The sequence below is a fragment of the Tsukamurella pseudospumae genome (assembly GCF_001575205.1).
Taxonomy (GTDB): Bacteria; Actinomycetota; Actinomycetes; order Mycobacteriales; family Mycobacteriaceae; genus Tsukamurella; species Tsukamurella pseudospumae.
On the sequence record NZ_LSRE01000016.1, the window covers coordinates 17,767 to 43,260 of the forward strand.

The following is a 25,494-nucleotide window of genomic DNA, read 5'->3' on the forward strand; positions in this document are numbered from 1 at the left end:
GCGGAAAGCCTACTGCGCTACCGACACCCGTCGGCGCAGTACGTGCCGTCCGGGCCCAGACGCTCACTGTCGTCCAGCAGCAGCGCCGCCTCGTTCCGGTCCGTGACCTCCGAGGAGGCGTCCGCGCCGAACCGCCGGCCCGCCGGGGGCTTGCGGTACAGGTCGGACCGGCCGCACATCGCCGACAGCACCGCGCGCCGACCCGCGACCTCGCGCTCGCGCGCCGTCGCCAGGTACTCCGCCCGCGCCTGCTCGTCCAGCGAGGCCAGGAACGCGTCGCGGTGCACGACCGCGATGAGCCCCGACACGTGGCCGAAGCCGAGCGAGGTGAGCAGGCCCGCCTTCGGGCGGAAGGTGTCGTCGAACCGGTGCGTCTCGCGCAGCCAGACGAGGTGCGGGTACTTCTGCATCTCGTCGTCGACGCAGTCCAGGCTGCGGTTCGGCGGGAGCACCTGCTCGGTGAGCATCTGGCACATGCCGATCAGCTGGAACGCCGCGGCGCCGCCCTTCGCATGGCCCGTCAGCGACTTCTGCGAGACCACGAACAGAGGTGCGCCCTCGCTGCGGCCGATCGAGTCGGCGATCCGCTCGTGCAGGTTCGCCTCGTTCGGGTCGTTCGCGTTGGTCGACGTGTCGTGCTTGCTGATGATCGAGACGTCGTCCGCGGACACGCCCAACTGCCGCAGGCTGCGGGCGATCGGCGCCTCCGGGCCGCCGGCGGCCACGGACAGCGCGCCCATGCCGGGGGCCGGGATGGAGGTGTGCACGCCGTCGCCGAAGCTCTGCGCCCACGCCACCACGCCGAGGACGGGCAGGCCCATCTTCGCCGCGATGTCGCCGCGGGCCAGCAGCACCGTGCCGCCGCCGTTGGACTCGACGAAGCCGCCGCGACGGCGGTCGTTCGCGCGGGAGAAGCGGCGCGGGCTGATGCCCTTGGCCAGCATCTTCTCGCTGTCCGCGGTGGCCTGCATCATGCCGAAGCCCGTGATGCCCTCGATCGACAGGTCGTCGAAGCCGCCGGTCACCGCGAACAGGGCCTTGCCGACCTTGATCTTGTCGACGCCCTCCTCGACGGAGACCGCCGCCGTGGCGCACGCCGCCACCGGGTGGATCATCGCGCCGTAGCTGCCGACGTAGCTCTGCACCACGTGCGCGGCGACGACGTTCGGCAGAGCCTCCTGCAGGATGTCGTTCTGGTTCGGCTCGCCGAGCAGGGTGTTGATGAACAGGTCGCGCATCGAGCTCATGCCGCCCATGCCCGTGCCCTGCGTGTTGGCGACGTGCGAGGGGTGCACGTACTCCATCAGCTCGGCCGGCTCGAAGCCAGCGGAGATGAAGGCGTCGACGGTGGCCACCAGGTTCCAGATCGCGAGCCGGTCGACGGACTCCGTCATCTCGGCGGAGATCCCCCAGTGCTGGGGATCGAAACCGTCCGGGATCTGGCCGCCGACGCTGCGCAGCAGCTTGGTGCGGCGCGGCACGCGGATCTCGGTGCCCGCCTTGCGGGTCACGTTCCACTCCCCCGACTCCATCGGCACCGCGCGGGTGTTCTCCGGATCGGCGTCGACGAACGCGCGAGCCTCGGCCTCGTTCGCCACGACGAAGGACATGTCGTCCGGCAGGAACACCGACACCAGCAGCGGCGCGGTCTTGTCGATGATGTCGCCGTCGTCGCTGAACTCGCGGATGCCGCAGCGCTCCACGACCGCGTCGTGGTACTTGTCGGCCAGCTCGGCCTCGGGCACCAGATCGCCCGACTCGGCGTCGTACCAACCCGGCTCCGGGTCGTTCTCCCAGGTGATCATGCCGGTCACCCACGCCAGCTCCGCGACGCCGGCCGCCGAGAGCCGCTCGTCGACCTCCATCTCGAACCGGGTGCGCGAGCTGCCGTACGGGCCGACCTCGCCGGCGCCGACGATGACGACCATGTCCTCGGGACGCGCGTCGATCGCGCCCCAGTTCGGATCGCCCAGCGTCGCGACCGGGGCACCGGGCAGAGCGGCGATGGCACCGTCGTCCTCGGACTCCGCGGCCTCGGCCAGACGGGCCTCCATGGCCTGCTCGGCGAGCGCCTTCATGTCGAGGTTGACGCCGCCCAGGCCGCCCGTCAGGTCGTCGAACAGCGGGGCCGTCGCGGCCCGCTCCCGCGCCTCGGGGCTGGCGTTGGCCAGCAGCTTGTCGGCCATCTCGAAGGTGGACCAGGTGCGCACGCCGGCGGCCTCGACGGCCTCGACGAGCGGGTCGTTGCCGCCCATCAGGCCCGTGCCGCGGACCCAACCGATGATGGCGTGGGCCAGCGTGACGCGCTCCGACCAGGACTTCTCCGCGTTCCAGCGGGTGACGAGCGCGTCCAGGGAGGCCTTCGCCTCGCCGTAGGCACCGTCGCCGCCGAACATGCCGCGGTTCGGCGAGCCCGGCAGCACCACGTGCAGCCGCGACGCCAGGTCGACGTCCTTGCCGATCGCGGCGAGCCCGGCGATCAGCCGCTCCACCGACCACAGCAGGATCTTCATCTCGAGCTCGGCGCGGGGGCCGGCGTCGGACATGTCGCCGGACACGCGGGGCGCCGCGAACGGGAACAGCAGCGTCGGGTTCAGCGCCTCCTTGTGGACCACCGTGTACGGGCCGACCGTCTCGGCCTGCCGCTCGCCGATCCACTCGACGAGGGCGTCGACGTCGGCGTAGCTCGACATGTTGGCCGGGACCACCCACAGGGCGGCGTCGGTGCGGGCGCTCGTGCGGTAGAGCTCCTTGAAGAAGGTCAGGCGCTTGTCGTCGAGGCGGCTCGTGGTCGCGATGACGGTGGCGCCGCCCGCGAGCAGACGTCCGGCGACCGCCGCGGCGATCGACCCGGCGGACGCGCCGGTGACCACGGCGACCTCGCCGTCGTAGATGCCGGGCTCCGGCGTCGACTCGGCGAGCTCCGCGAGGAACTTGTAGGCCGCGGCGTGCTCCGTGCGGCCGACCTCGATGGCCTTCTGCTCCCACCAGCGCGCCTGGTCCAGGAGCGCCTTGCCGGCGCCCTTGGCGGTCTCCAGGATGTGCTTGCTGTAGGTCGGGAAGGTCGACGGGTCCATGTTCCACACGCGGAGCAGGTCCTCGCGGGCGCTGGCCCAGCGGTCGTCCAGCAGGACGGCCTTGTTCGCGTCGAACGCCGGCGCGACGGCATTGCTCCAGTCGTCGCCGAGCTCGGTGGCGATCAGCGCGGCGAGCCGCTCCGACTCGTCGTCGAGCGAGGGCAGGCCGCCCTGCTCGTCCTCGAGACCCAGCTTGCTCAGGAGCACGCGGGCCGACGCCGCCAGGGCACCGTCGGGGCCGGTGATCGCGGAGGTGAACTCGGCGAGCGCCGCCGCGTCGACGGTGGCGCCACCGCCCCCGCCGCCGGCGGAGGGCTTGCCCACGGGCACGCCCTGCGCGGCGCCGACCTCGGCGACCGCGCGGTCGAGCAGCGCGTCGAGCGCGGCCGCGTTGGACACCGGACCGTCGAGCAGCGTCGCGAGGTCGCCGCCGCGGACGGACGCGCCCTCCCGGGTGCCGGTGGCCAGCGCGAGCACGGTGTGCTGCGCCCAGCCGGGGCCCAGCTCCCAGGTGCCGGTCACGTACTCGGTGATGTAGTTCGGGCGCTTACCGGTCGAGCCCAGCAGCTTGCGCAGCTGGTTGCCGACGGTCTCGGAGAGCACCGGGCCGAGCGGCTTGTAGGTGCGCGCCAGCTTGGTGACGGTGCCGGCCAGCGTCGGCAGGTCGGCCTCCGCGGCACCGTCGATGGCGCCCAGGTTGAGCTCGCTGCCCAGGTCGAGCAGGAGCTGGTTGCGGCGCGAGCTGACGCCGTCGCACAGCGTCTCGATGGTGTCGGTCTTCTCCAGCTGGTCCGGACGCATCTTGGTCCAGATCGCGATCATGGCGCGCGTCGCGTCCGCGGCGTCGAAGCCGAGGTCGGCCGGGCGGGGGCCGCCCGACGGTGCGCTCGCCACCGGCGCGGCCGTCGGTGCTGCCGCGGGGGCCGACGGTGCCGTGGCCTCCGCGGGTGCCTCGTCGGCGCCCTCGTCCTCGGCGACGTCCTCGTCGGTCGCGAAGACCTTCGCGGCGTCGCGCTCGGCGTTGAGCACGGTCGCGGCGGCGCGCTGGTACGAGGCCAGGGCCAGGGTGCGGCTGGCGAGGTTCGCGAGCGTCGGGGCGGACGCGAGGCCCACCTCGACGAACCGCTCGACGCCCAGGCCGCCGTGGTCGGTGTCGATGAGCAGCTGGTCCTGCGTCTCGATCCAGCGGACGGGGCTGGCGAACTGCCAGGCCAGCAGCTCGATGAGCAGCGTGCGCGCGGTCGCCATCGGATTCTTCGCGGCCGCGTCCCAGTCGGCGACGAGCGCGCGGACCGGCTCGCTGGGCACCACGTCGAGGATCGACAGCGCGAAGTCGGCGGTCAGCTCGAACGGGCGGGCCACGAGGTTCGGCAGGTACTTGCCGACCAGCTTGGTGTAGTCGAACTCGGCGGGCACCAGCTCCTGCAGGCGCTCGGCGAACTCCGGCACGCCGGCGCGCAGCACCGACGAGTGGAACGGGATGTCGATGCCCGGCACCTGCTGGAAGGCCTTCGGGCTGCCGGTGCGCTCGGCGATGGCGCGCTCCAGGGCGGCCAGGCCGGCGGCGTTGCCGACCACGACGTACTGCGCGCCGCGCAGGTTCAAATTCACGATCTCGGCGAACTCATCCGCACCCTCGAGGTTGCCCTCGACCCAATCGGTGAGCTCGGCGTCGTCGACGTCGAACAGCTCGGGACGCAGCGCGGCCATCGAGTACGGGCTGCGGCCCTGCTCGTCGCGGGGCACCAGCTGCTGCATGATGCGGCCGCGGTGGAAGACCGTCTCGAGGATGGTGCCGAGCGGCAGGACGCCGGCCGAGGCCAGCGCGTTGTACTCGCCGACGGAGTGACCCGCGATGATCGGATCGTCCACGCGGGCACCGATCTCGGTGAGCTCGGCCAGCTGCGCGCACGCCACGGTCGCCATCGCGACCTGGGTGAACTCGGTCAGGTACAGCACACCATCGGGGTGGCTGTAGACGGTGCCGTTGGCGCGGATCGACAGCGGGTTGTCGCGGACCACGGCGAGGATGGAGAAGCCGAGGTGCTCGCGGGTGTGCGCGTCAGCGGCGTCCCAGACCTCGCGGGCGGCCTTGCTGCGCGAGCGCTGGGCGAGGCCCATGCCCTTGCCCTGGATGCCCTGCCCGGGGAAGACGTACGCGGTGACCGCGGGGAACGCGACGGCCGAGGCGGCCATCACCAGGTCGTCGCCGACGCGGGCGGTGACCTCGAGGAGCTCGCCGCCGCGGTCGATGCCGACGCGCTCGACGGTGAACTGCACCTCGTCGCCCGGCAGGACCATGCCCAGGAAGCGGGTGGTCCAGCCGCGGATCTTGCGGTGCATGACATCGCCGTTGGAGGCGGACGCCACCTGCTGCGCGGCGGCCGACAGCCACATGCCGTGCACGATCGGGCCGGGCAGGCCGGCGAGGCTCGCCGCGACCTGCGAGGTGTGGATCGGGTTGTGGTCGCCGGACACGGCCGCGAAGCCGCTCATGTCCTGCGGGGCGTTCACGACCGCCTGGCGGACGCGCTTGCGCGGCGTCTCCGTGGCGGTCTCGCCGCGCGCTCCGCCCGCGGGTTGCGGGTCGGCCAGCTCGGCGGAGCCGGTGCGGCCGCGGATCGCGAACCGCTCGGTCATGACCACCGCGGGGACGTCCGCGCCCGGCGTCCGGACGTCGATGCCGACGGTGACCACGGTGCCGATGTCGGTGGCGGTCACGTCCTCGAGACGCGCCGTGGCGCGGTAGGCACCGGGGGCCGGGTTACCGGCGAGCTCGATCGCGTGATCGAGGTGCACCAGGTCGAGCATGCCCTCGACGACGGGGCGGCCCTCGGCCGTGGTGGCGGCGCCGACCACGGCGAAGGACGCGGGCCAGCACAGGCCGACGAAGGCGTCCGGCACGGCCAGCTGCTCGTCGCCGTAGAGCGCCGAGAGACCGACCGGGAGGCTGTCCGCGGTGATCGCCGCATGGTCGGCGGCGTCCTCGGCGCGGAACTCGAAGTCGACGACGGCGGCACCGTCGGACACGGCGGGCAGATCGCCTGCGGCAGCCAGGGCGACCAGCTTCGACATGGCCTCGCTGGCCTCGCCGAGCTCGATGACGGGCACGCCGCCGTCGGCGCAGCTGTCCGGCACCTGGATCGGGATGACGAGCTCGGTGCCCGAGACCGGGACCTGGAGCACGACGGCGTTCGGCCCGGTCACGACGATGCGCGCACCGGTCGTCGACTGCACGGCCGAGGCGGCGTCACCGTCGGCCGAGGTGGTCCAGGTGCTGCCGGCGCCGAGCCGCGCGATAGGGCTGTGCACGAGACGACCGGCCCAGAGCACGTTGGTGGCGGCGAGGGCCCGCGCCAGCGGCACGGACTCGACGCCCGGCACCACGCGACGGCCGGCGACGGCCTGCGCGACGGCGCCCTCGCCGATGCGGCGGCGCACCAGCTCGGCCTCGAACCGGTTCAGCAGGTCGCCCACGGGCTCGTCGACACGGGTGATTCCGGCGACGGCCTCGGGGCCGGGGATGATGCACACCTCGTCGGCGGAGTACCGCGGCGAGTGCGCCTGCCACAGCGAATCGGAGCGCCACCAGCGGCGGACGTCCTTGTCGACGACGGGCACGAAGTTGACCGGCTTGCCCGGGGTGCGGCAGAGCGAGACGAAGAAGGGCACGTCGGCCGGGTGCAGGCGAGTCGACGATGCCTCCGGGTAGCGCTGGAGCAGCTGCTCGAGCGCGGCGTAGGCGTCGTCCGTGGCGGCGACATCGGCGAAGGCGGTCTCGATGGGGCCGCGGTCCTCGTCGGCGAGGCGGGCCTCAGCGCGGTGCAGCATCGACAGGAACCGGTCCTGGTGCGTGATGTCGAGCCAGCCGTAATCGCCGAACAGCGTCGAGTCGACGGCGGCCGCGACCTGCTCGCGGGTGCCCACGGACAGCTCGAGGTAGCGCTCGAGCCACTGCGCGTAGGTCATGGCGTCGGCGTCGCCGAAGAAGGGCTTGGCGGTGCCGGCCATCGCGGCGATGATCTCGTCGCGACGCTCGGCGACGGCGTCACCGTCGCCCGCGACCTCGTCGAGCAGGCGACCGCACGCGGACGCGGTGTTGTCGATCTCGTGGATGTCCGCACCGAGCTGGCTGCGGCCCGAGGCCATGCCGCCGCCGGCGTGGCCGGCGCCGATCCACGCGGGGGTGCCGGGGATCTCGGCGAGCAGGCGCTTCACGTCGTCGGAGGTGGTGGCCTCGAGCGTGGCCATCGCGGCGGTGCCGACCAGGATGCCGTCGACCGGCATGGCGGGGGCGCCGTACTTGCGCGACCACTCGCCGGAGAGGTACTCGGCCGCCAGCTCGGGCGTGCCGATGCCGCCGCCGACGGCGAGCACGACGTTGTTGCGGTCGCGCAGCTCGGCGTAGGTGGCGAGCAGCAGCTCGTCCAGGTCCTCCCAGGAGTGGTGGCCGCCGGCCTTGCCGCCCTCGACGTGCACGATGACGGGGTACTGCGGGACCTCGGCGGCGATGCGCGCCACCTGGCGGATCTGCTCGACGGTGCCCGGCTTGAAGGCGACGTGGCGCATGCCTGCGTCGGTGAGCTCCTCGACGAGGGCCGTGGCCTCCTCCAGCTCGGGGATGCCGGCGGTGATGATCACGCCGTCGAGGGGGGCGCCGGCCGCGCGGGCCTTCTGCACGATCCGCTTGCCGCCGAGCTGCAGCTTCCACAGGTAGGGGTCGAGGAACAGCGAGTTGAACTGGGCGGCGCGACCCGGCTCGAGGAGCGCGGTCAGCTTCTCGACGTTGTCGGCGAAGATCGGCTCGGTGACCTGGCCGCCGCCGGCGAGCTCGGCCCAGTGGCCGGCGTTGGCGGCCGCGGCGACGATGCCGGGATCGACGGTGGTCGGGGTCATGCCCGCGAGCAGGATCGGGCTGCGGCCGGTGAGCTCGGTGAACCGGGTGGACAGCACGGTGCGGCCGTCGGGCAGCGAGACCACGCGGGGCGAGAACTCCGACCACGCGAGCGGGAGCTCGGGCACGCCGCCGGGCGAGAACAGGTTGCGGGCGCCGCGCAGCGTGGTGGCGGGGACGAGGCCCACGCCGCGGCCGCGCGCGGGGGCGGCCGAGAGCTTGGTGGCGATGTCCTCGGGACCGAGGTCGATCAGCCAGCGCGCGCCCTTCGCGATCGCACCCTCGACATCGGCGACCCAGTCGACCTGCTCGACGAGCACGGCGGCGGCAAGGCGGCCGGCGACCTCGGCGTCGAGGCCGCAGCGCTGCGCCCACTCGGTGACGAGCGCGACGCCCTCGGCGAGCGCAGGGTGGTGGAAGCCGATGTCGACGGCGACGTCCTCGAACTTCGGCGCGAAGGCCGCGCCGCCGGTGAGCTTCTCCTTGCGGTCCGCCTCCTCGGTCTCGGCGACGGACTCGCAGAACTCGCGGAAGCCGGCGAGCAGCTTGGGGGTGCCGGTGAGCACGAAGGAGTTGCGGTTGTTGCGCACCGCGAGCACGGGGCCGCAGGCGTCGAAGGCGACGGTGGCGGTGAAGTCGGCGAGCAGGGCCTCGAGCTTGTCCTGGCGGACGCCGGCCACGGACATCATCGGGGTGGCGCCGCCGAGGGCGACGAGGCCCCGGCGTCGCGCGACCACGCGGCCCGCGGCACCGATCAGCCGTGCGATGGCGAGCAGGTCGCCCTCGTTGCCGCGCGAGGCGAATGCCGAGACGGCGAGCTGGCCCTGCGAGTGGCCGATGACGGCGACGGGCGGCACGTCCCACGGGTCGAGCCCCTGGGCCTCGAGGCCGTAGAGGGCCACGAGCTGGCTGAACAGAACACCGGGAACGGAGAAGACGGCACCGTCGACCTGGGGCGCGAGCACGCGGCGCGCGCCGGGCGCGGCCGGGGCGGTCTCCTCGCCCTCCTCGTCGGGGGTCTCGGCCTCGGAGGCGGCGATCGACGCGTCGCGCCAACGCATCGGGTCGAAGGTCAGGGCCTGGGCGCGCAGCAGCTCCGCGCGGACCGGCTCGAGCGCGCTGTCCGCACGCGCGACGAAGCCGTCGAAAAGGTCGCGGTACTCGGGATCGTCGGCGAGGCCCGTCTGCTCCAGGAGCGAGACGAGGCCGGGCAGCCACGGGCCGCCCTGTCCACCGAAGGTCAGGGCGTACTGCTCCCCCGCTGCCAACCTGTCGACCAGTGCGTCGTTGCTCCGCGGGCCCTTGGCCGCACGCGTGTTCGCGGTGACGAAATCGTCGACAGTCATGAATCTCCTCGGATCAATTCACTGCGCGCCGCTATGACGGCACGTCCGCGGCAGGCCCGCGGAAAACCCGTATTCCATGAGACCACAGGTTTCGCGATACCTCTGACGTGCGGATTTGTAACCAGTGGGTATACCGGCGAGTAGCTTGGAGATATCGATTCACGGGTGTATCCGAGGGCTGATACACGCGTGAATCCATGCAGGTCTTCCGGCACGTGACGGCGATCACCGATGTTTCCCGCGAGTAGCAGTTGTTATCGAATCGTTACCATCACAGGAGCCGACGCGCCGCTGGGTACGCTGAGCCGATGCAGCCCGGCATGCGCCCCTCCGACCGTCCCGCCGCAGTGCCGGTGCCGCCCGCCGTCGCCGAGCTCGTGCGCTCCGCCGAGACCGTCGCGGTGCTCACCGGGGCGGGCATGAGCCGCGAGTCGGGCATCTCCACCTTCCGCGAGGCGCAGACGGGGCTCTGGGAGCGGTACGACCCGGAGGAGATCGCCTCGGTCGACGGCTGGTCGCGCGACAGCGCGCTGGTCTGGGGCTGGTACCAGTGGCGCGCGCACGTGGCGCGCCGGGCGGATCCGAACGACGGTCACATCGCGCTCGCCGAGCTCGCCGCGAGCCGGGCCGTCTCCATCGCCACGCAGAACGTCGACGACCTGCACGAACGCGCAGGCTCGCGGACGGTCTCGCACCTGCACGGCAGCCTCTTCGCCCCGCGCTGCGAGCACTGCGGCACCCCCTATCTCGGCGCGGACGCCTTCCTGCCCGACGGTGCCGACGTCGCACCCGAGCTGCGCACCACGCCGCCCACGTGCATGCACTGCCTCTCCCCGGTGCGGCCGGGGATCGTCTGGTTCGGCGAGTCCCTCCCGATGGACGCCTGGGCCCGGGCGGAGGCCTCGGTGCTCACCGCCGACGTGGTGCTGGTGGTCGGGACGTCCGGCCTCGTCCACCCGGCCGCGCGGCTGCCCGAGCTGGCCCTGGAGACCGGGATTCCGGTGATCGAGATCAACCCCGCCGCGACACCCCTGAGCGACCGGGCCACCCACGCGTGGCGGGGCTCCGCGGCCACGACGCTGCCCGCGCTGGTCGCCGCCGTCAACGCGGAGCCCGCTCCGTCCTGACCGGGGGAGCGGGCGGCCGGGCCGGTTCCGGCGCACCGTCGGACCGCCACTGCCCGATGACTCCCGGCCCGACCAGCGGCATGTCCCCGACCAACTCCTCGCCGTTGCGACGGTCGATCAGGTAAGCGGGCACGCGGTGCCGGCCGTCGCCCTGACCACGCTGTCCTCCGCCGCCCGCCGGTGGCATTCCGTACGGCCCCGAGGCGGGTCGCGCGCCCGTGATCGGGGCGCCCGTGCCCGCCGCCGTCGTCGTCGTGGCCGAGCGGAGGGCGGACGCGTCCTGCCGCAGTCCCAACGGCGACGCGGACCGGGTGAGGTCCGGCGTGCGCGTGCCCACTCCCCCGACGGCGGTCCGCGACGCGGGCGTGAAGGGCACCGTCGCGGCCGGGGTGAGCAGCCCGGACCCGCGCTCCTCGGCGGGGTCCGTCGCGGCGGGGTCGGCGGCGAGCGGGTCCGTCCCAGTTCCGACGGGGTCGGCCGCCGTCGGCGTGCCCGTCCCGGCGCCGGCACCCGACCCCGCGCCGCCGGTGCCGCCCGCACCCGTGCCGGCTCCAGTGTCGCCGCCCTGCCCCGTCCCTTCGGCGGCGCTCCCCGTGTCCGCGGTGTCCGTCCCGACCGGGCCGGCCCCGGTGCCGGTGCTCTCGTTCCCCGTGCCCGACGGTGCGCCACCCCCGCCCGTCGTCCCGTCGCCCTCGCCTGTGCCCCCACCTGCGCCCGAGCCGACCGACGGGGTGTCGGCGCCCGCCGGCGGAGCCTCGACCGACGGCGACCGATCGCCTCTGCGCTCGGCGTCCCGTCCGAAACCGATCCGGGTGACCTCCGCGCCGAGCGGCATCGAGGCCGCGTCCGCCTGGACCGGGGTCGTGTACGTCGCCCGCAGCTCGGCGGCGACCGCTGCACCCACGCCGCTCTTGGTCGCGCCCCCGGCCCTCGCGGCGCTCCCCGGATCCGCGAGGTCACTGAATCTCGCGGTGGTCGCCGTCGCGGCACTCGACAGTCCCGTCAGCTGCCGCGCCGTCCCGGCGATCTCCTTGTCGACGAGATACGACGCCGCGGCGAACCGGCCGACCTGCTGGAAGCCCGCGTCCGCCGCCTCGCCCTTCCACCGCGGCACGAGCGCGGCCACGTCTCGTTCCAGCTCAGCGACACTCTGTGCGTGGGTGCCCCCGGCCTGGCCGATGGCCCGGGCGTCCGCCGCGATGCCGCCGCCCGACAGCTTCCTGGCGATCGTCCGGATCTCCGACGCCGCCATCTCCTCGAACGGGGTGCTGCCGATGTCGCGAAAACCCTCCATGTTCATTGGACGCACCAGCTGACCGTCCGGTTCCCGTGCCGGTCGAATCCCGGACGGAACCGATCACCGCGCTGGTGCGTCCAATTGATAGGAGCGCTCGTCGGAGGCGCCTCAACGAGAGGAGGGTGCCATGGCGGACGGTGAGCTGACGCAGATCATCGAGGCCGCGCGCGAGGGGATCGCCGGTCGTCCGAACATGGTGTCCGACGGGAATCCGCAGGAGGAGCTCGCCCGTGCATTGGAACGCCACGCGGATCGGCTTGCCCGCGCTGCTGAGGGGTTATCAGACATCGGATCACTGAACTACCTCGGTCCGACGGTGGAGGGCGAGGCAGCGACCTACAACATCCGGCTTGGCGCAGTCGAACACGACCGCTCGCTGTACAACACCTTTCTCACCCAGGCCACCGAGGCACGCTCCTTGGCAGCCACGTACCGCGAGATCGGTCGGTGGATCCTGCGCACCGAAGGCGCCAGCGAGGACCAGATCAACCGTATGATTGGCCGCTGAGTGAGTCTGAGAATCTTGGCACTCACCGTTACTGGAGCGCTTGTGGTGGGCGGATGCACCATGACCGTCCCAGGTCAGCCAGTCACCTCTGGCAAGCCCGGCGCTGTCGCCGGGCCCCTACCGTTCAACCCGACAATCGCGGAGCGCACCAACGACCGCACCGACGGCACCACCTTCGAACCCTGTAGCGCCTACTCCGACGCCGAGCTCCGCGGCCTCGAGATCGACCCCACAACTGTGGAGGATGCAGCCAAGGTGGACTCTGCCAACTATCGAGGCTGTCACTGGCGCGGCAGCGACTACAGCGCCGCACGTGGCGGCACTCAATACTCGCAGATCGTCGGCGTCGAGATGCCCCTCGACCGGTACAAGCGGTACATGAGAACTCTGCCGTGGCAGGCGGATCGCACTGCACACGGCCGCTCTCTCGCCGTAGCTGCTGAGAACAACTACTGCATCGCGGCGTTCCGCGCGGAACTGTCAATTGTCGCGACCAGGGCTTCATCCACCAACCCCTCCCCAGGACGCACCGTCGAATGCGAGCGTGCGGTGGCGTTCGCGTCTCTCGCGATCACCAAGGCCCCGTAGCGAGCCGACCACGGCGGGGCTGCAGGCGGATTAGGGTGAGCGGGATGAACGACACGATCGCCATGCCCGACCGCGACACCGTCCTGTGCATGTCACTGTCCGGCCGGCCGAGCAACATCGGTACCCGGTTCCACAACTTCCTGTACCGAGAGCTGGGCCTGAACTACCTCTACAAAGCCTTCACCACCACCGATCTGCCGGCGGCGATCGGCGGGGTGCGGTCGCTGGGCATCCGCGGCTGCGCGATCTCGATGCCCTTCAAAGAGTCGGTGATCGAGCTGGTGGACGTCATGGAGCCGTCGGCGACCGCGATCGACTCGGTGAACACGATCGTCAACGTCGACGGTGTGCTGCACGCCTACAACACGGACTACGCAGCGGTCGCCTCGCTGCTCTCGTCGAACGCGGTGAACCCGGCGCTGCCCGCCGCGGTCGCCGGCTCGGGCGGGATGGCCAAGGCCGTCGTCGCGGCGCTGCGCGATCACGGCTGCTCCGACGTGACGGTCGTCGCCCGTAACGCCGAGGCGGGCACCGCGCTGGCGGGGCAGTACGGCTTCCGGCACGCGACCAGCGCGCCCGACGGTGCCCGGGTCCTGGTCAATGCGACGCCCGTCGGGATGGCGGGCGGTCCGGCCGCCGACGATCTGTCGTTCCCGGCGGCGCTGATCGCGGCGGCCGACACCGTCTTCGACGTGGTCGCGATGCCGCCCGAGACGCCGCTGGTGCGCGCCGGACGGGCGGCCGGTGCAACGGTGATCACCGGCGCCGAGATGATCGCCCTGCAGGCGGCCGAGCAGTTCGTGCTCTACACCGGCGTGCGTCCCGACCCGGACCTGGTGCGCCGCGCCTCCGAGTACTCGCGCTCCTAGTATCTTCCGACACATGAATCGCACGTACTCGATCGCCGTGGTCGCCGCATCGCTGGCCGCGGCCACGACCGTCGTGAGCTGCAGCAGCACGCCGGACATCACGTTCGGCTCCCCGATCACCACCGGCGCACCGATCTCGGTCCCTGCCGGCGAGGTCCCGTTCTCCCAGTGGCCCGACACGTGCACGCTGCTCACCGATCAGGAGATCACCGCGATCCTGCCGCAGGCGACCGACATCACGCGCAAGCCGAAGAAGATCACCCTCCTCGGACGTCTGGGCACCGTCAACCCCGATCTGTCGGTGTCGGGCGGATCGTCCGGGGGCGTGCTCCCGAAGGGCACCTGCGCATACAGCTTCACGCTCCCCAACGAGCACGACCTGAAGGGACTGACCTTCCTCGAGGTCAGTGTCCCCGCGATCTCGACGCCCGCCAACATCGCGCAGTACTACGACGAGCAGCTCTCCACGCACGGCAAGCACCTCGACGTGGGGTCGGCCTGGGGCCCGCAGCGCTGCGACGTGCGGACAGAGAGCGTCATCGAGGCGCTGTGCCAGTCCGGCCGCTTCTACTTCGAGGTCAACACCATCGCCGAGCGCACCTCGAACGACGACTGGCGCGAGAAGGTCCTCAAGCCCGCCGTCCAGACCCTCGCGACCCACCTCGGCTAGGAGTCGCCTACTCCGTGTCGATGTCGAGCCCCACGGGCTCCCACAGCTCCACGGAACCGTCGGACGCGCGCTCGCCCACGGTGAGCGCCCGCTGCAGGGTCAACGGGTGCACGCCCCGTCGGTCGAGGGACTTGAGCACGACGGCCATCGCCGCGTCGGCGTCGGTGGCGAACACGGACTCGCGGATGCGGACGAACTCCCATCCGCACCGTCGCAGCTCCCGCTCCCGCTCGATGTCGGACCGGGCCTGCTCGGGCGTCGAGGCGAAATCGGCGCTGTCGCACTCGACCGCGAGCTTGCCCTGTTCGCCGGTCACGACGAGGTCGATGGCGCGATTGTTCACCACGACCTTCGGGTTGACGTGGTACCCCATGTCCCGCAGCCGCACGAACACCTGCTGCTCGAAGAGGTTGTCGAAGGGCTCGACGCGCCGGTCGACCGGCACGTCGGCAGGCATCGGTTGCGCCACTTCGACATCAGCGCGCGTGACGTACCGCAGCAGCGACGCCCGCAGATCGGCACCCTTGAGGTCGGACTCCTCGACGGACGTGAACAGCCACATCTGGTCGCGGGCACGCGACGCGGCGACGTTGAAGCGGCGCTGGAAGTCCCGTCCCGTCAGCGACCGGAACCGGTAGTCCGGAGCGACGACCATCGACAGCATCATCACGTCGCGCTCGTCGCCCTGGAAGTCGGGCGGCGTGCCCACGCGCAGGCGCCGGGCGTCCCACTCGTCGGGGTCGACCGCCTCGCGCAGGCGGCGGTACAGCTCGTCGACCTGGCCCTGCCCCTGCAGCACGATGACGCCGAAGGTGCGGCCCGCGTACAGCGGATCGGCGAAGCACCGGACCAGCTGATCGACGATGGCCTGGGCCTCCGTGGGGTTGCTGATCCGGGCCCCCTCGCCCACGACCTTCGCCTTCGGGACGTGCGTGACGCGCAGTGGAACGGGACGGTCGGCGCCGTAGTGCCGCACCGGGATCAGCGGTGCGTCGCTGTAGAACTGGCGCGAGGAGAAGTCGATGATCTCGGGCATGCAGCGGAAGTGCTCGCGCAGCCGCACCGTGTGCCCGAACCGGGTGCGCAGCAGGGTGAACAGGCTGGACCGCGGGGTCAGCGAGTCGCGCAGATAGGGCGGGATGTCGGGAAGCTGGGCGTCGAGCCGGTCGAAGACCTCGTCGAGGCTGACGCCGGTGAACGACGAGGGCGCGCACTGGTTCTCGTCGCCGACCACGATCACGCGCGGGGCGAGCCACAGCAGGAAGGAACTGGTGATGTCGGCCTGGCTGGCCTCGTCGACGATCACGACGTCGAAGGCGTTGCGCTCCGGTGAGATCGACGCCACGACCTGCGAGATCGGCATGATCCACGCCGGTACCGCGGACTGCGCCTGGCGCATCGCCTCGCGCGCCGCGACCCGGAAGCGCTCGGCGTGCCGACCCGATCCGCGCCCGATCGACGACACGTGGTCACGGTAGGCGTGCAACGCCTGGATCTCGTCGAAGGTCATGCGCCGCAGGCACTGCCGCCACGCGCTCGCCGTCGCGATCCGGGTCGTGTAGTGCGCGACGTCCTGTTCCGCGGCCTGCAGATCGGCCTCGAGCTGGGCGTCGTCGCCGGGGTGCACTCGGGAGGCGGCCCACGAGACGGCGCGGCGCCACGACCAGGCCGCGGCCAGCTCGGGTACGCGCGCGTCCCACACGGGGTCATCGGCGGTGCGGGCCACCAGGTCGAACAGTGCGGGCGCTTTGGTCCGCAGGCGCAGTGCCAGCAGGTCGAGGCCGCCACGGTCGTCGCGGTCGGTCCGGGCGGCGTCCCACGCCCGGCGCGCGTCCCGGATCGGCCCGAACTTGTACTGGCGCAACGCCGCCACCATCGCGTCGCCCTCCGGCGACGGTCCGCGTTCCACGATCTCCTGCACCCGCACCCGCACGGCGTCGAGCCGGCTGTGCGCGTCACGAGCGCCCGCAGCGGCGGAGATCGCCACCACCTGCTTCGCGGTCTGCTCCGTCTCGGTGAGGTCCTTCGGGCGGGGGGCGTGCTCCGAGATCGCCTGCATCGCCTCGACGAGCCGGTCGCGCTCGGAGACCAGGCGCACCACCGTGCGGGCGCGCAGCAGTTGATCCGCGGCCTGGCTCAGCCGCTCGCTGCGGCCCCGGGTGGCGGTGCGGCCGGACGGATCGGTGGCGGGCGCCTCGAGCCCGAGGGCGCGGAGCACGTCACCGACCCGCCCGATGACGTCCTCGACCCGCAGGTGCATCGCGGCGGACCGCAGGTGCTTGCCGTCCGCACCCTCCGCACCGTCGACGACGATGCCGAGCCCGGTCTCCTCGAAGGCCTTCTGTTCGGGCCGGCGGAACCGCTTGCGCGCGAGATTGCCGGCCGCGAGGTGTCGGGAGTAGTCCTCGATCGCGGCGCGGTCGTTGGCGTCCGGAGTGTCGCTGAGTTCGACGGTGGCGCCGTCGAGTTCGCCGTCGGCGTTGCGCGCCGTGGCGATCTGCTCCTCGAGCCCGGTCAGCCGCGACGCGAGGTGCGCGCGGTCGCCGATGAGCATGTCCTCGGCGAGCAACTGCGCGGACGGCGGGTAGCGCCGCACCCGGTCGACGAGCTCGCTGATCAGGTCGGCGCGCGCCCGGATCACGGTGAGCCGGTCGGCGTCGACGCCGCCGAGCACGTGGGCGAGCGCGCTGTCCCCGCCGTCGGCGAGGGGCGAGTCCGCGAGGCGGCCGGTCAGCTCCTCGAGGTCGTCGGCGTCGGGGATCTCCGAGAGGTCCGGCAGGTTGTGGGTCAGCCGGCGGGAGAACAACTCGTCGTTGCGGCGCAGGAGCGCGACCAGCCGGTCGAACTCCCGGGTGTCGAGCGGGGGCACGGCACCGTCGACGGGGCCGGGCAGCCAGGAGTACTTCTCGGCGTCCCGTCGGACCTGCGCGACGATCTCGGCCGGCTTGCCGGAGTACGCGGAGGTCAGCCAGTCGGAGTCCTCGGTCTCGGCGGTGCGCAGCGACCAGACCTCGCGCACCAGGTCCTCGCGGCGGGCGATGGCGCGGTCGCGCTTGGCGCGCAGGTCGCGCAGCTCGGCGTCGGCGAGGGCGTCGGAGTACGTGGACTTGCGGGTCGCGATCTCGGTGACGGACGCAGCGAGCGACGCCGAACCGTCCTTCGTGACATCGGTGACCGACACGACCAACTGGCGCACCTCCGGCGGCAGCTTGTCCTCCAGCACGGCGAGCGCCTGCGCCTTCTCGGACACGACGAGCACCCGCTGCCCCTTCGCCAGCAGTGCGGCCAGCAGGTTCGCGATGGTGTGGGTCTTGCCCGTGCCGGGCGGCCCCTCGACGACGACGCCGGAGTCGGCGCCCATGTGCGCCAGGATGTCCCGCTGCTCGACGTTCGAGGGCAGGACGTAGTACGCCTCGTCGAGCAGGTCCAGCGGACTCATCGCACCGTCGACGGCGAGCTGCCGGATCCGCTCCTCGGAGCTCACGCCCTCGACGAGCTGCGCGAGTCCGATCGGCACGGGTCGCTCTGGATCGGAGACGTCGGCCTTCATCGCGTCGTAGAAGCCCAGGAGCGGCGCGGATCCCCGGGTGCGCAGTACCAGCGCGGGCGCGAACTCGATGCTCGCTCCCCCGTCGCGCGACGCGGCGCCGAGCCAGGTCGCGGTGAACTCCTCGCACGCCGGGTCGAGCACGGTGCGGGCGGTCTCGCGGAGCGAGGTCTGCAGTTCGGCGGAGCCGGACAGGTCGAACGAGGGCAGGCCCGCGAGCAGCAGCGAGTCCTCGACGCGCGGCACGGAGTCGCGCGGCAGCACGACCGTCAGCTTCTTGCCGCGCCGGTCGCGCTCGAGCAGCACGGGCTGGGTGAGCAGGTGGGCGCGGATCGCGGTGTCGCCGTCGCGGGCGGTGAGCAGCCCGGAGGCCAGGACCAGCTCGACCGACTCCGGGTGATCGCCCAGTTCGTCGAAGACGCGCAGCAGGCGCGCGTGCGGCGAATCGGGGGCGTCGTCCCGCGGCACGGTGAAGATGGTCGCGCCGGGCTTGGCGTCGGCGTCCCACGTTTCGGTCAGCGCGCCCTCGCCGGTGAGCGGCAGCACGGCGAGGTGATCGTCGAGGTCGCGCGCGACCACCGAGCGGGACCGGATCAGCTCGTCCAAGTACTGCAACAGGCGGACGACGCGATCGCGACGCCCGTCCGGGCCGTCGCCCTGATCACCGGCGGCGGTCATGCGCTCCTCGAGTCCCTCGGGTCGGCGGCAGCCGACACTCGGTACGGCCCGGCCGGGCTATACCTTGACTAAAGGTTAATACACGTCGGCGCGTACGCCGAGCGGTCATTACCTCTTCCGGCCCGCGCGGAAGCGCTGCTTGCCCCCGGCCGGGCGGCCCGACGGTACGCCGGGGTCGGGTTCGAGGTTGATCAACTGCCCCGAAATGCGGGTTCGCTCCAGGGCGTCGAAGACGTCGCGATCCAGATCGTCCGGCAGCTCGACGATGCTGTGGTCCGGCCGGATGCTGATATGTCCGAAATCACTGCGCCGGAGGCCGCCCTCGTTGGCGATCGCGCCCACGATCTGCGACGGGGTGGCGTGCTGGCGCTTCCCGACGGCGATCCGGTACGGCATCATCGGCCGCCCCGTCTTGCGGTGGGTCGACGGCTCCCGGTCGCGATCGCGATCCCGGCCGCGGCGGTCGCCCCGGTCGCCGAAGTCCTTGCGGTCCCCGAAGTCCTTGCGGTCCCGGGCGTTGCGCTCGCGCTCCGGCGGATCGGGCTTGAGCAGGAACGAGGCACCGTCGCGCGACTGCAGCGCGAGCGCCGCTGCGACGTCGACCAGCGGCACGTCGTTGGCGCCCACGTAGTCCTCGATGAGGCGGCGGAACATCTGCAGGTGGTCGTTGGTGAGGTTCTCGGTGATCGAATCGCCGAACTTCTCGACGCGGTGCGCGTTGACGTCCTCGACGGACGGCAGGCCCATCTCGGTGAGCGGCTGCCGGGTGGCCTTCTCGATCGCGCGCAGCAGGTGCCGCTCGCGGGGCGTGACGAACAGCAGCGCGTCGCCCTTGCGGCCCGCGCGGCCGGTGCGGCCGATGCGGTGCACGTACGACTCCGTGTCGTGCGGGATGTCGTAGTTGACGACGTGGCTGATGCGCTCCACGTCGAGGCCGCGGGCCGCGACGTCGGTCGCCACGAGGATGTCGATCTTGCCGTCCTTGAGCTGGTCGATCGTGCGCTCGCGCTGCGCCTGCACGATGTCGCCGTTGATGGCGGCGGCCGCGTGCCCGCGGGCGCGCAGCTTCTCGGCGAGCTCCTCGGTGGCCGACTTCGTCCGGACGAAGATGATCATCCCGTCGAACTCCTCCACCTCGAGGAGGCGGGTGAGCGCGTCGAGCTTGCGCTGGTGCGCGACCTGCAGGTAGCGCTGCGTGATGTTCGACGCCGTCGCGGTCTTCGCCTTGACGGTGACCTCGACCGGGTCGTGCAGGTACTTCTTCGAGATCTTGCGGATCGCGGGCGGCATGGTGGCCGAGAACAGCGCGACCTGCTTGAACTCCGGGGTGTCGGCGAGGATCCGCTCGACGTCCTCCTGGAAGCCCATCGTGAGCATCTCGTCGGCCTCGTCGAGCACCAGGAACTCGAGGTTCGACAAGTCGAGCGTGCCCTTGGCGAGGTGATCGATCACGCGGCCCGGGGTGCCGACGATGATCTGCGCGCCGCGGCGCAGGCCCGAGAGCTGCACGCCGTAGCTCTGCCCGCCGTAGATCGGCAGCACGGTGATGTCTGGCATGTGCACGGCGTACTTGCCGAAGGCCTCGGACACCTGCAGCGCCAGCTCGCGCGTGGGCGCCAGCACCAGGGCCTGCGGCTTGCGGTTGGCACCGTCGATCTTGGACAGCACCGGGACGGCGAACGCCGCGGTCTTACCCGTGCCGGTCTGGGCGAGGCCCACGACATCGCTGCCCGAGAGCAGGGGAGGGATCGTGGCGGCCTGGATGGGCGACGGATTCTCGTACCCGACCTCGGCGAGTGCGCGCAGGACGCGCTCGTCGATGCCGAGGTCGAGGAAGGTCACCGGTTCGGTGGCAGAATCGGAAGCCTGCGCATCACCATCGACGGAGGCGGGGGCGGTGCGCTCGGCACCGAATTCATCAGACATTATTTCCCCAGCATATGCGGTGTACCCCGCACGCGCGAAACACCAGCAGATTCGGACACCCTCCGATAGGTTGTCTGAAGTTCACTATCGTCTCCGAGGAGAAGCTCTTGCGCATCGAGACCACTGCCGCCACCCGGTCCCACGCGGCATCGGACAACCTGACCACCAGGATCCGCGCGCTGGTCGAGTCGACCCCGTCGTTCGAGCTGTTCCTGCGCCCCTCCGGCTCCGGCTGGTCGCCCGTCACCGCGCAGCAGTTCAACGACCAGCTGACCGCCGTGGGCAAGGGCCTGATGGCCCGCGGCATCGAGACCGGCACCCGCATCGCGATCATGAGCCCCACCCGGTACGAGTGGGCCCTCCTCGATTACGCCAACTGGTCCGTCGGGGGTTCGACGGTGGCGGTTTACGAGTCGAACTCGGCCGCCCAGGTCGAGCACATCCTCTCCGATTCGGGCTCGATCGCGCTGATCACGGACACCCGCGCCACCGCGGACCGGATCGCCGCCGGCGTGCCCGCGGGCGTACAGGTCTGGGTCATCGAGGAGGGGCTCGTCGACGCCCTCACCGCCGACGGTGCCGCCGTCGCCGACGAGGCCTATCTCGCCCGCGCCACCGCGGTGGAGTCCACCGCCGAGGCCACGCTGGTCTACACGTCCGGCACCACCGGCAAGCCGAAGGGCGTGGTGCTCACGCACGACAACCTGCTCTCCGAGTACGACGGCATCCATCAGGGCCTGAGCGAGATGACCAAGCCCGGCGACAGCACCGTCATGTTCCTGCCGCTCGCCCACATCTTCGCCCGCGCGATCTCGGTGGCCGCCGTTCAGCACGGCATCCGGGTGGCGCACACCGCGGACCTGTCCAACATCACCGGCCTGTTCGGCGAGCTCAAGCCGTCCTACATCCTCAGCGTGCCGCGCGTGTTCGAGAAGGTCTACAACACGATGAGCAGCAAGGCCGAGGAGGGCGGCAAGGGCAAGATCTTCAACGCCGCGGTGGAGACCTCGATCGAGTACAGCAAGGCCCTCGAAGCCGGCGGCCCCGGGCTGGTGCTCAAGCTCAAGCACGCGCTCTTCGACAAGCTCGTCTACTCCAAGCTGCGTGAGGCCCTCGGCGGCAACTGCACGTGTGCCGTCTCGGGCGGTGCTCCCCTGGGCGCGCGCCTCGGCCACTTCTTCCGCGGCGCCGGCGTCACCGTGTACGAGGGCTACGGCCTCTCCGAGACCAGCGCGGCGATCACCTGCAACAGCCCCTCCGAGCAGCGCGTGGGCACCGTCGGGCGTCCGATCCCCGGCCAGGAGGTGGCGATCGCCGACGACGGCGAGATCCTGCTCCGCGGCCCCGTCGTCTTCGGCGGCTATTGGGGCCTGCCCGAGGCCACGGCCGACGCGCTGCAGGACGGCTGGTTCCACACGGGCGACCTCGGCTCGCTCGACGCCGACGGCTACCTCTCGATCACCGGCCGCAAGAAGGAGATCCTGGTGACCGCCGCGGGCAAGAACATCGCGCCCGCGCAGACCGAGGACGCGCTCCGCCAGCACCCGCTGGTCTCGCAGGCCATGCTCCTCGGCGACAAGCAACCCTTCGTGGCCGCGCTGATCACTCTCGACGCCGAGGCCCTGCCGGGCTGGCTCTCCGCGCACGGGCTGCCCGCGGACACCTCGATCGAGGACGCCGTGGCGAACGAGACCCTGCAGGCCGAGATCACCTCCGCCGTGAACACCGCGAACTCGCTGGTCTCCAAGGCCGAGCAGGTCAAGAAGTGGCGCGTGCTCACCACCGACTTCAGCATCGACGGCGGTGAGCTCACGCCGACGCTCAAGGTCAAGCGGAACGTGGTGATGGATCAGCGCGCCGCCGACATCGCCGAGATCTACGGCTGACCTTCGGATACGCGAACGCCGCCCACTCCATCGGCATCGGGAGTGGGCAGCGTTTCTCGTCTCAGCGCGTCAGAGGTCGAACGTGGCCCGGATCTCGTCGGAGTTCTTCTTCTCGAAGTAGAACGACGCGAACGGGATCGTGCCGGCGAGCAGCGTGAGCAGGAAGCGCTTCGCAGGCCACCGGACCTTCGATCCCAGATCCAGGGTGACGAGCAGGTAGATGAAGTAACACCAACCGTGGACGGCCCCGAAGTAGAAGAGCCATGCCGGACTCTCCCACCCGAACGCCTTCGCCAGCAGGTACTTGTAGATCATCTCGGCGCAGAAGATCAGCAGGACGACGCCCGTGAGGGTCGCCATGAACCGATACCGCTTGAGCGCGCTACCGACCTGATCGCGGCGCTTCGCCGCCAGCTTCTCGGCGGAGGTCACGGGTGCCTCGGTCACTTCTTCTCCTCGATCTTCTCGCTCGTCGCCAGGTCGGCGAGGAGACGGTTGTACTCGTCGTGCGCAGCGTCGTCGGGTGCGGTGTCCGGGGCCGACGGTGCGATCGCCCGGCTCGGCAGGAATCCCTCCGGGATCGCGGTGAGTTTCGTGGCGACCGGCACGGCGGACTTCGGTGCGGACCGGACCTCGGCAGGTGCGCCGGCTTCCTCCGCTTCGAGTTGCTCCTGCAGCTCGGCCTCGTCCTCGAGTTGCACGAACCGCTTGTAACCCCAGATGAAGGCGACGGCGAACAGCGGCCACTGCATCGCATAGCCGAGGTTGCGGGCGGAACCTGCCGTCGACTCGAACCGTCCCCATTGCCACCAGCCGAGCGCCAGACACGCCAGGGCGGCGACCACGACGAACGCGATCAGCGCGGGACGATGGCGACGACGTTTCACGCCCTCGACGGTACCCGTCGCGGCGACGGCGTCCGAAAACCGGTATCGTGACCTGCGCCGCAGCGGGTACGGTCCGTTGTCGCACGCGCCCGTGGCGGAATTGGCAGACGCGCTGGATTTAGGTTCCAGTACCTCAGGGTGTGGGAGTTCAAGTCTCCCCGGGCGCACCGCGTGGTGGCAGCAGCGCGGGACGAAAGAGGACGCGATCCGTCCCAGTCGGACGCGACGCCGGTGCGGCATGTGCAGCTGGTCAACCGGTCTTGGACCGGCCCGAGGCCCTCGCATACTCCCCCGCCGTCGTGAACCGCGTGCGACGGACCCGGCGTACCTGAATCTGTCATCGGTGCAGCACACCTGCACGAACCCCGCGGCAGGGCTACTCTGAAAGAGCGCCGTGGTGCGCAGGTAACGCCCCCAGAGCGCCGACCTTGGAATCGGCCCGGGGAGCGCCACGAGGCCCGGACCCATGTCGCCCCATCCTGATTTGGGCACCGGGTCTCTCCGCCACCTGCACGCATCCCCACAAGCGCAACACCGCAGCACCACCTGATGCACTAGAAGCCGATTACGTTGGGAAAGAACATGACTGAAGACAAGAAGGTCGAGCCCAAGGGCCGACGCAGGTGGCCGTGGATCCTCGGAGCCGCGGTCGCCGCGCTCCTCGCGTGGAGCATGAGCTGACCCTACGATCGACTGCAGATCGCTCTAGGCCTAGCCGCTGACCGATGTTTCTGCTACTGTGAAGTCGGTTGATTTTCTTGGTGGCTCGTTTCGCGAAGATTTTCCGCGGCGGACACATTCTTGACTCCGTGAGTAGTTCCGGTGGCCTTGTTTCTGCGTACCTCCGCAATACCCAAGATCGAAACACTCGGTCTTGCAACACTTTTGATACTCAGGAGAGTAGTCGCATGGCTAAGCAGGGCACCGTCAAGTGGTTCAACGCCGAGAAGGGCTTCGGGTTCATCACCCCGGATTCCGGCAGCAAGGACCTCTTCGTCCACTTCTCCGGCATCCTCGGCAACGGCGGCTTCCGCAGCCTCAACGAGAATGACCGCGTCAGCTTCGAGGAAGAGGCTGGCGATCGCGGCCCGCAGGCCGTCGCGGTGCAGACCGTCTGAGACTCGCGGGTCGGGTCAAGCGGAGGGGCTGAGTGGTCTAAGACCATTCGGCCCCTTGCTTCTTTCCGCGCTCGCCTACTCCCTCATCGTCGTGAACCGGCTCCGCCGCATCACCAGGAACACACCCTGGCGAATCGATCACACCCCGCTTTGCGGCAAGTTTTTCGGCCGATTACTTCGGTCCCCTTCTCAGCCGTGATTCCCCTGGACAGACACCCCGCGCAGCACGATCTCCCGCTGCGAACCGGCGTTACCTGTGAATTCTCTTGGCCCGAACTCAGATTCATCGCGGTACGTTCGGCGATGTGGCCCGGATCGGCATCCACCGATGCATCCGGGCGACGACGAAAGGAGAACACCATGCTCACTCGTTGGAAGATCGCCGCCACCACCGGCGCGGCCGGCGCGCTCGTCCTGGCCCCTGCCGCAATGGCGCAGGCGGCACCGTCGGACCCGGTCCCCGGGACGAACTGCACCGTCGCCCAGGTCGAACGCGCAACCGTCGCGGTCGCGCCCGAAGCGCAAACGATGGTGAACCAACTGCCGGGCGGACGGGCCGAGGCGCAGCGGATCCTCGCCCTGCCGCCGGCGGAGCGGAACGCACGGATTCACGAGTTGGGACGTCAGAACCCGCAGCTCGCCGCGTACTACCAGCAGAACCAGGCGAAGATCAACAGCACGATCGCGACGGTCGCCAAGACCTGCTCGCAGTACTGACCCCGCACCACGAAGGCGTCGGCTCCCGCGAGCCGGCGCCTTCGCCGTGGGGGCGCTCAGGAGATCGGGATCTCCTTGATCTTCGCGTCCGGCTTCCCCGCGGTCTTGCAGTACAGGATCGCCTGCTGCTGCAGGCCGCTGACGACGATGGCCGAGGGCTCGTCGCCGTGCTTGTCCTTGTACAGCTTCGTCACCTGATCACGCTGGTCCGAATCGGACATCTTCTGGTAGTTCTCACAGGTGGTGTCGCCGCCCTGCTTCGTGCATCCGGCGAGGACGAACGCGACGGCGAGCACGGCCGCGGCGAATCGGATTCCGGTTGTGGAGCTTGTCATGCGCGGCACCTCTTCACTTTCGAC

Annotated in this window: 15 protein-coding genes and 1 tRNA gene; 9 read left to right on the top strand and 7 right to left on the bottom strand. The window is 70.9% G+C overall.

The window, feature by feature from the left end:
• Nucleotides 1–17: 17 nt before the first annotated feature.
• Nucleotides 18–9,317, bottom strand: a complete 9,300-nt coding sequence (locus AXK61_RS13200; protein ID WP_068745720.1) for a type I polyketide synthase — start codon at nucleotides 9,315–9,317, stop codon at nucleotides 18–20.
• A gap of 308 nt (nucleotides 9,318–9,625) precedes the next feature.
• Between AXK61_RS13200 and AXK61_RS13205 the strand changes: the two genes are divergently transcribed.
• The gene (locus tag AXK61_RS13205; RefSeq protein WP_082789333.1) at nucleotides 9,626–10,444 is read left to right on the top strand and encodes an SIR2 family NAD-dependent protein deacylase; all 819 of its coding nucleotides are present in this window, start codon (nucleotides 9,626–9,628) and stop codon (nucleotides 10,442–10,444) included.
• Here AXK61_RS13205 and AXK61_RS13210 read toward each other — a convergent pair.
• Nucleotides 10,419–11,753 (bottom strand): WXG100 family type VII secretion target, encoded by a 1,335-nt coding sequence (locus tag AXK61_RS13210; RefSeq protein WP_156485658.1) that lies wholly within the window; start codon nucleotides 11,751–11,753, stop codon nucleotides 10,419–10,421. The genes AXK61_RS13205 and AXK61_RS13210 overlap by 26 nt on opposite strands.
• 115 nt (nucleotides 11,754–11,868) lie before the next feature.
• Between AXK61_RS13210 and AXK61_RS13215 the strand changes: the two genes are divergently transcribed.
• Genes AXK61_RS13215 through AXK61_RS13230 form a run of 4 tightly spaced genes read left to right on the top strand, consistent with a single transcriptional unit; the run spans nucleotide 11,869 to nucleotide 14,376 of the window.
• Nucleotides 11,869–12,249 carry a hypothetical protein gene (locus AXK61_RS13215; protein ID WP_068745724.1) on the top strand — a complete coding sequence of 127 codons (381 nt, stop codon included), beginning with the start codon at nucleotides 11,869–11,871 and terminating at the stop codon, nucleotides 12,247–12,249.
• 45 nt (nucleotides 12,250–12,294) lie between these two features.
• Entirely contained in the window at nucleotides 12,295–12,837 is a 543-nt protein-coding gene (locus tag AXK61_RS13220; RefSeq protein ID WP_269451169.1) for a DUF3558 family protein, read from the top strand.
• Nucleotides 12,838–12,881: 44 nt separating this feature from the next.
• Complete coding sequence (locus AXK61_RS13225; RefSeq protein WP_068745727.1) at nucleotides 12,882–13,706, top strand: shikimate 5-dehydrogenase; 825 nt, start codon at nucleotides 12,882–12,884, stop codon at nucleotides 13,704–13,706.
• Nucleotides 13,707–13,719: 13 nt separating this feature from the next.
• Nucleotides 13,720–14,376, top strand: coding sequence for a hypothetical protein (locus AXK61_RS13230; RefSeq protein ID WP_068745729.1), 657 nt, complete (start codon nucleotides 13,720–13,722; stop codon nucleotides 14,374–14,376).
• A 7-nt stretch (nucleotides 14,377–14,383) separates the two neighbouring features.
• On the opposite strand, the gene AXK61_RS13235 is transcribed toward AXK61_RS13230, so the two are convergent.
• Entirely contained in the window at nucleotides 14,384–18,601 is a 4,218-nt protein-coding gene (locus AXK61_RS13235; protein WP_068745736.1) for an AAA domain-containing protein, read from the bottom strand.
• Nucleotides 18,602–18,709: 108 nt separating this feature from the next.
• Nucleotides 18,710–20,527, bottom strand: a complete 1,818-nt coding sequence (locus AXK61_RS13240; RefSeq protein ID WP_231855536.1) for a DEAD/DEAH box helicase — start codon at nucleotides 20,525–20,527, stop codon at nucleotides 18,710–18,712.
• Between the two features lie 107 nt (nucleotides 20,528–20,634).
• Between AXK61_RS13240 and AXK61_RS13245 the strand changes: the two genes are divergently transcribed.
• A complete protein-coding gene (locus AXK61_RS13245; RefSeq protein WP_156485659.1) occupies nucleotides 20,635–22,413 on the top strand; it encodes an AMP-dependent synthetase/ligase in 1,779 nt (592 codons plus the stop codon).
• A gap of 69 nt (nucleotides 22,414–22,482) precedes the next feature.
• Here the strand turns inward: AXK61_RS13245 and AXK61_RS13250 are convergent, their stop codons facing one another.
• Both AXK61_RS13250 and AXK61_RS13255 read right to left on the bottom strand, forming a co-directional pair.
• The gene (locus AXK61_RS13250; protein ID WP_068570908.1) at nucleotides 22,483–22,860 is read right to left on the bottom strand and encodes a DUF3817 domain-containing protein; all 378 of its coding nucleotides are present in this window, start codon (nucleotides 22,858–22,860) and stop codon (nucleotides 22,483–22,485) included.
• A complete protein-coding gene (locus AXK61_RS13255; protein ID WP_068745798.1) occupies nucleotides 22,857–23,300 on the bottom strand; it encodes a hypothetical protein in 444 nt (147 codons plus the stop codon). Before AXK61_RS13255 ends, AXK61_RS13250 begins: the two co-directional genes overlap by 4 nt.
• Nucleotides 23,301–23,385: 85 nt before the next feature.
• Between AXK61_RS13255 and AXK61_RS13260 the strand changes: the two genes are divergently transcribed.
• The 3 genes from AXK61_RS13260 (at nucleotide 23,386) to AXK61_RS13270 (ending at nucleotide 25,135) form a co-directional block, all read left to right on the top strand.
• A tRNA-Leu gene (locus AXK61_RS13260) sits at nucleotides 23,386–23,467 on the top strand.
• Between the two features lie 741 nt (nucleotides 23,468–24,208).
• On the top strand, nucleotides 24,209–24,418 hold the full coding sequence (locus tag AXK61_RS13265; protein ID WP_068570906.1) for a cold-shock protein: 210 nt from the start codon (nucleotides 24,209–24,211) through the stop codon (nucleotides 24,416–24,418).
• A 360-nt stretch (nucleotides 24,419–24,778) separates the two neighbouring features.
• Nucleotides 24,779–25,135 (top strand): hemophore-related protein, encoded by a 357-nt coding sequence (locus AXK61_RS13270; RefSeq protein WP_068570905.1) that lies wholly within the window; start codon nucleotides 24,779–24,781, stop codon nucleotides 25,133–25,135.
• Between the two features lie 56 nt (nucleotides 25,136–25,191).
• On the opposite strand, the gene AXK61_RS13275 is transcribed toward AXK61_RS13270, so the two are convergent.
• Nucleotides 25,192–25,470: a hypothetical protein gene (locus tag AXK61_RS13275; protein WP_068570904.1), complete on the bottom strand. Its 279-nt coding sequence runs from the start codon at nucleotides 25,468–25,470 to the stop codon at nucleotides 25,192–25,194.
• Nucleotides 25,471–25,494: the final 24 nt, after the last annotated feature.

Coding starts and splice junctions, on each gene's coding strand:
- AXK61_RS13200 (WP_068745720.1), bottom strand. CDS start 9,317: ATGACTGTCGACGATTTCGTCACCGCGAACACGCGTGCGGCCAAGGGC.
- AXK61_RS13230 (WP_068745729.1), top strand. CDS start 13,720: ATGAATCGCACGTACTCGATCGCCGTGGTCGCCGCATCGCTGGCCGCG.
- AXK61_RS13235 (WP_068745736.1), bottom strand. CDS start 18,601: ATGACCGCCGCCGGTGATCAGGGCGACGGCCCGGACGGGCGTCGCGAT.
- AXK61_RS13225 (WP_068745727.1), top strand. CDS start 12,882: ATGAACGACACGATCGCCATGCCCGACCGCGACACCGTCCTGTGCATG.
- AXK61_RS13270 (WP_068570905.1), top strand. CDS start 24,779: ATGCTCACTCGTTGGAAGATCGCCGCCACCACCGGCGCGGCCGGCGCG.
- AXK61_RS13275 (WP_068570904.1), bottom strand. CDS start 25,470: ATGACAAGCTCCACAACCGGAATCCGATTCGCCGCGGCCGTGCTCGCC.
- AXK61_RS13240 (WP_231855536.1), bottom strand. CDS start 20,527: ATGTCTGATGAATTCGGTGCCGAGCGCACCGCCCCCGCCTCCGTCGAT.
- AXK61_RS13215 (WP_068745724.1), top strand. CDS start 11,869: ATGGCGGACGGTGAGCTGACGCAGATCATCGAGGCCGCGCGCGAGGGG.
- AXK61_RS13205 (WP_082789333.1), top strand. CDS start 9,626: ATGCAGCCCGGCATGCGCCCCTCCGACCGTCCCGCCGCAGTGCCGGTG.
- AXK61_RS13265 (WP_068570906.1), top strand. CDS start 24,209: ATGGCTAAGCAGGGCACCGTCAAGTGGTTCAACGCCGAGAAGGGCTTC.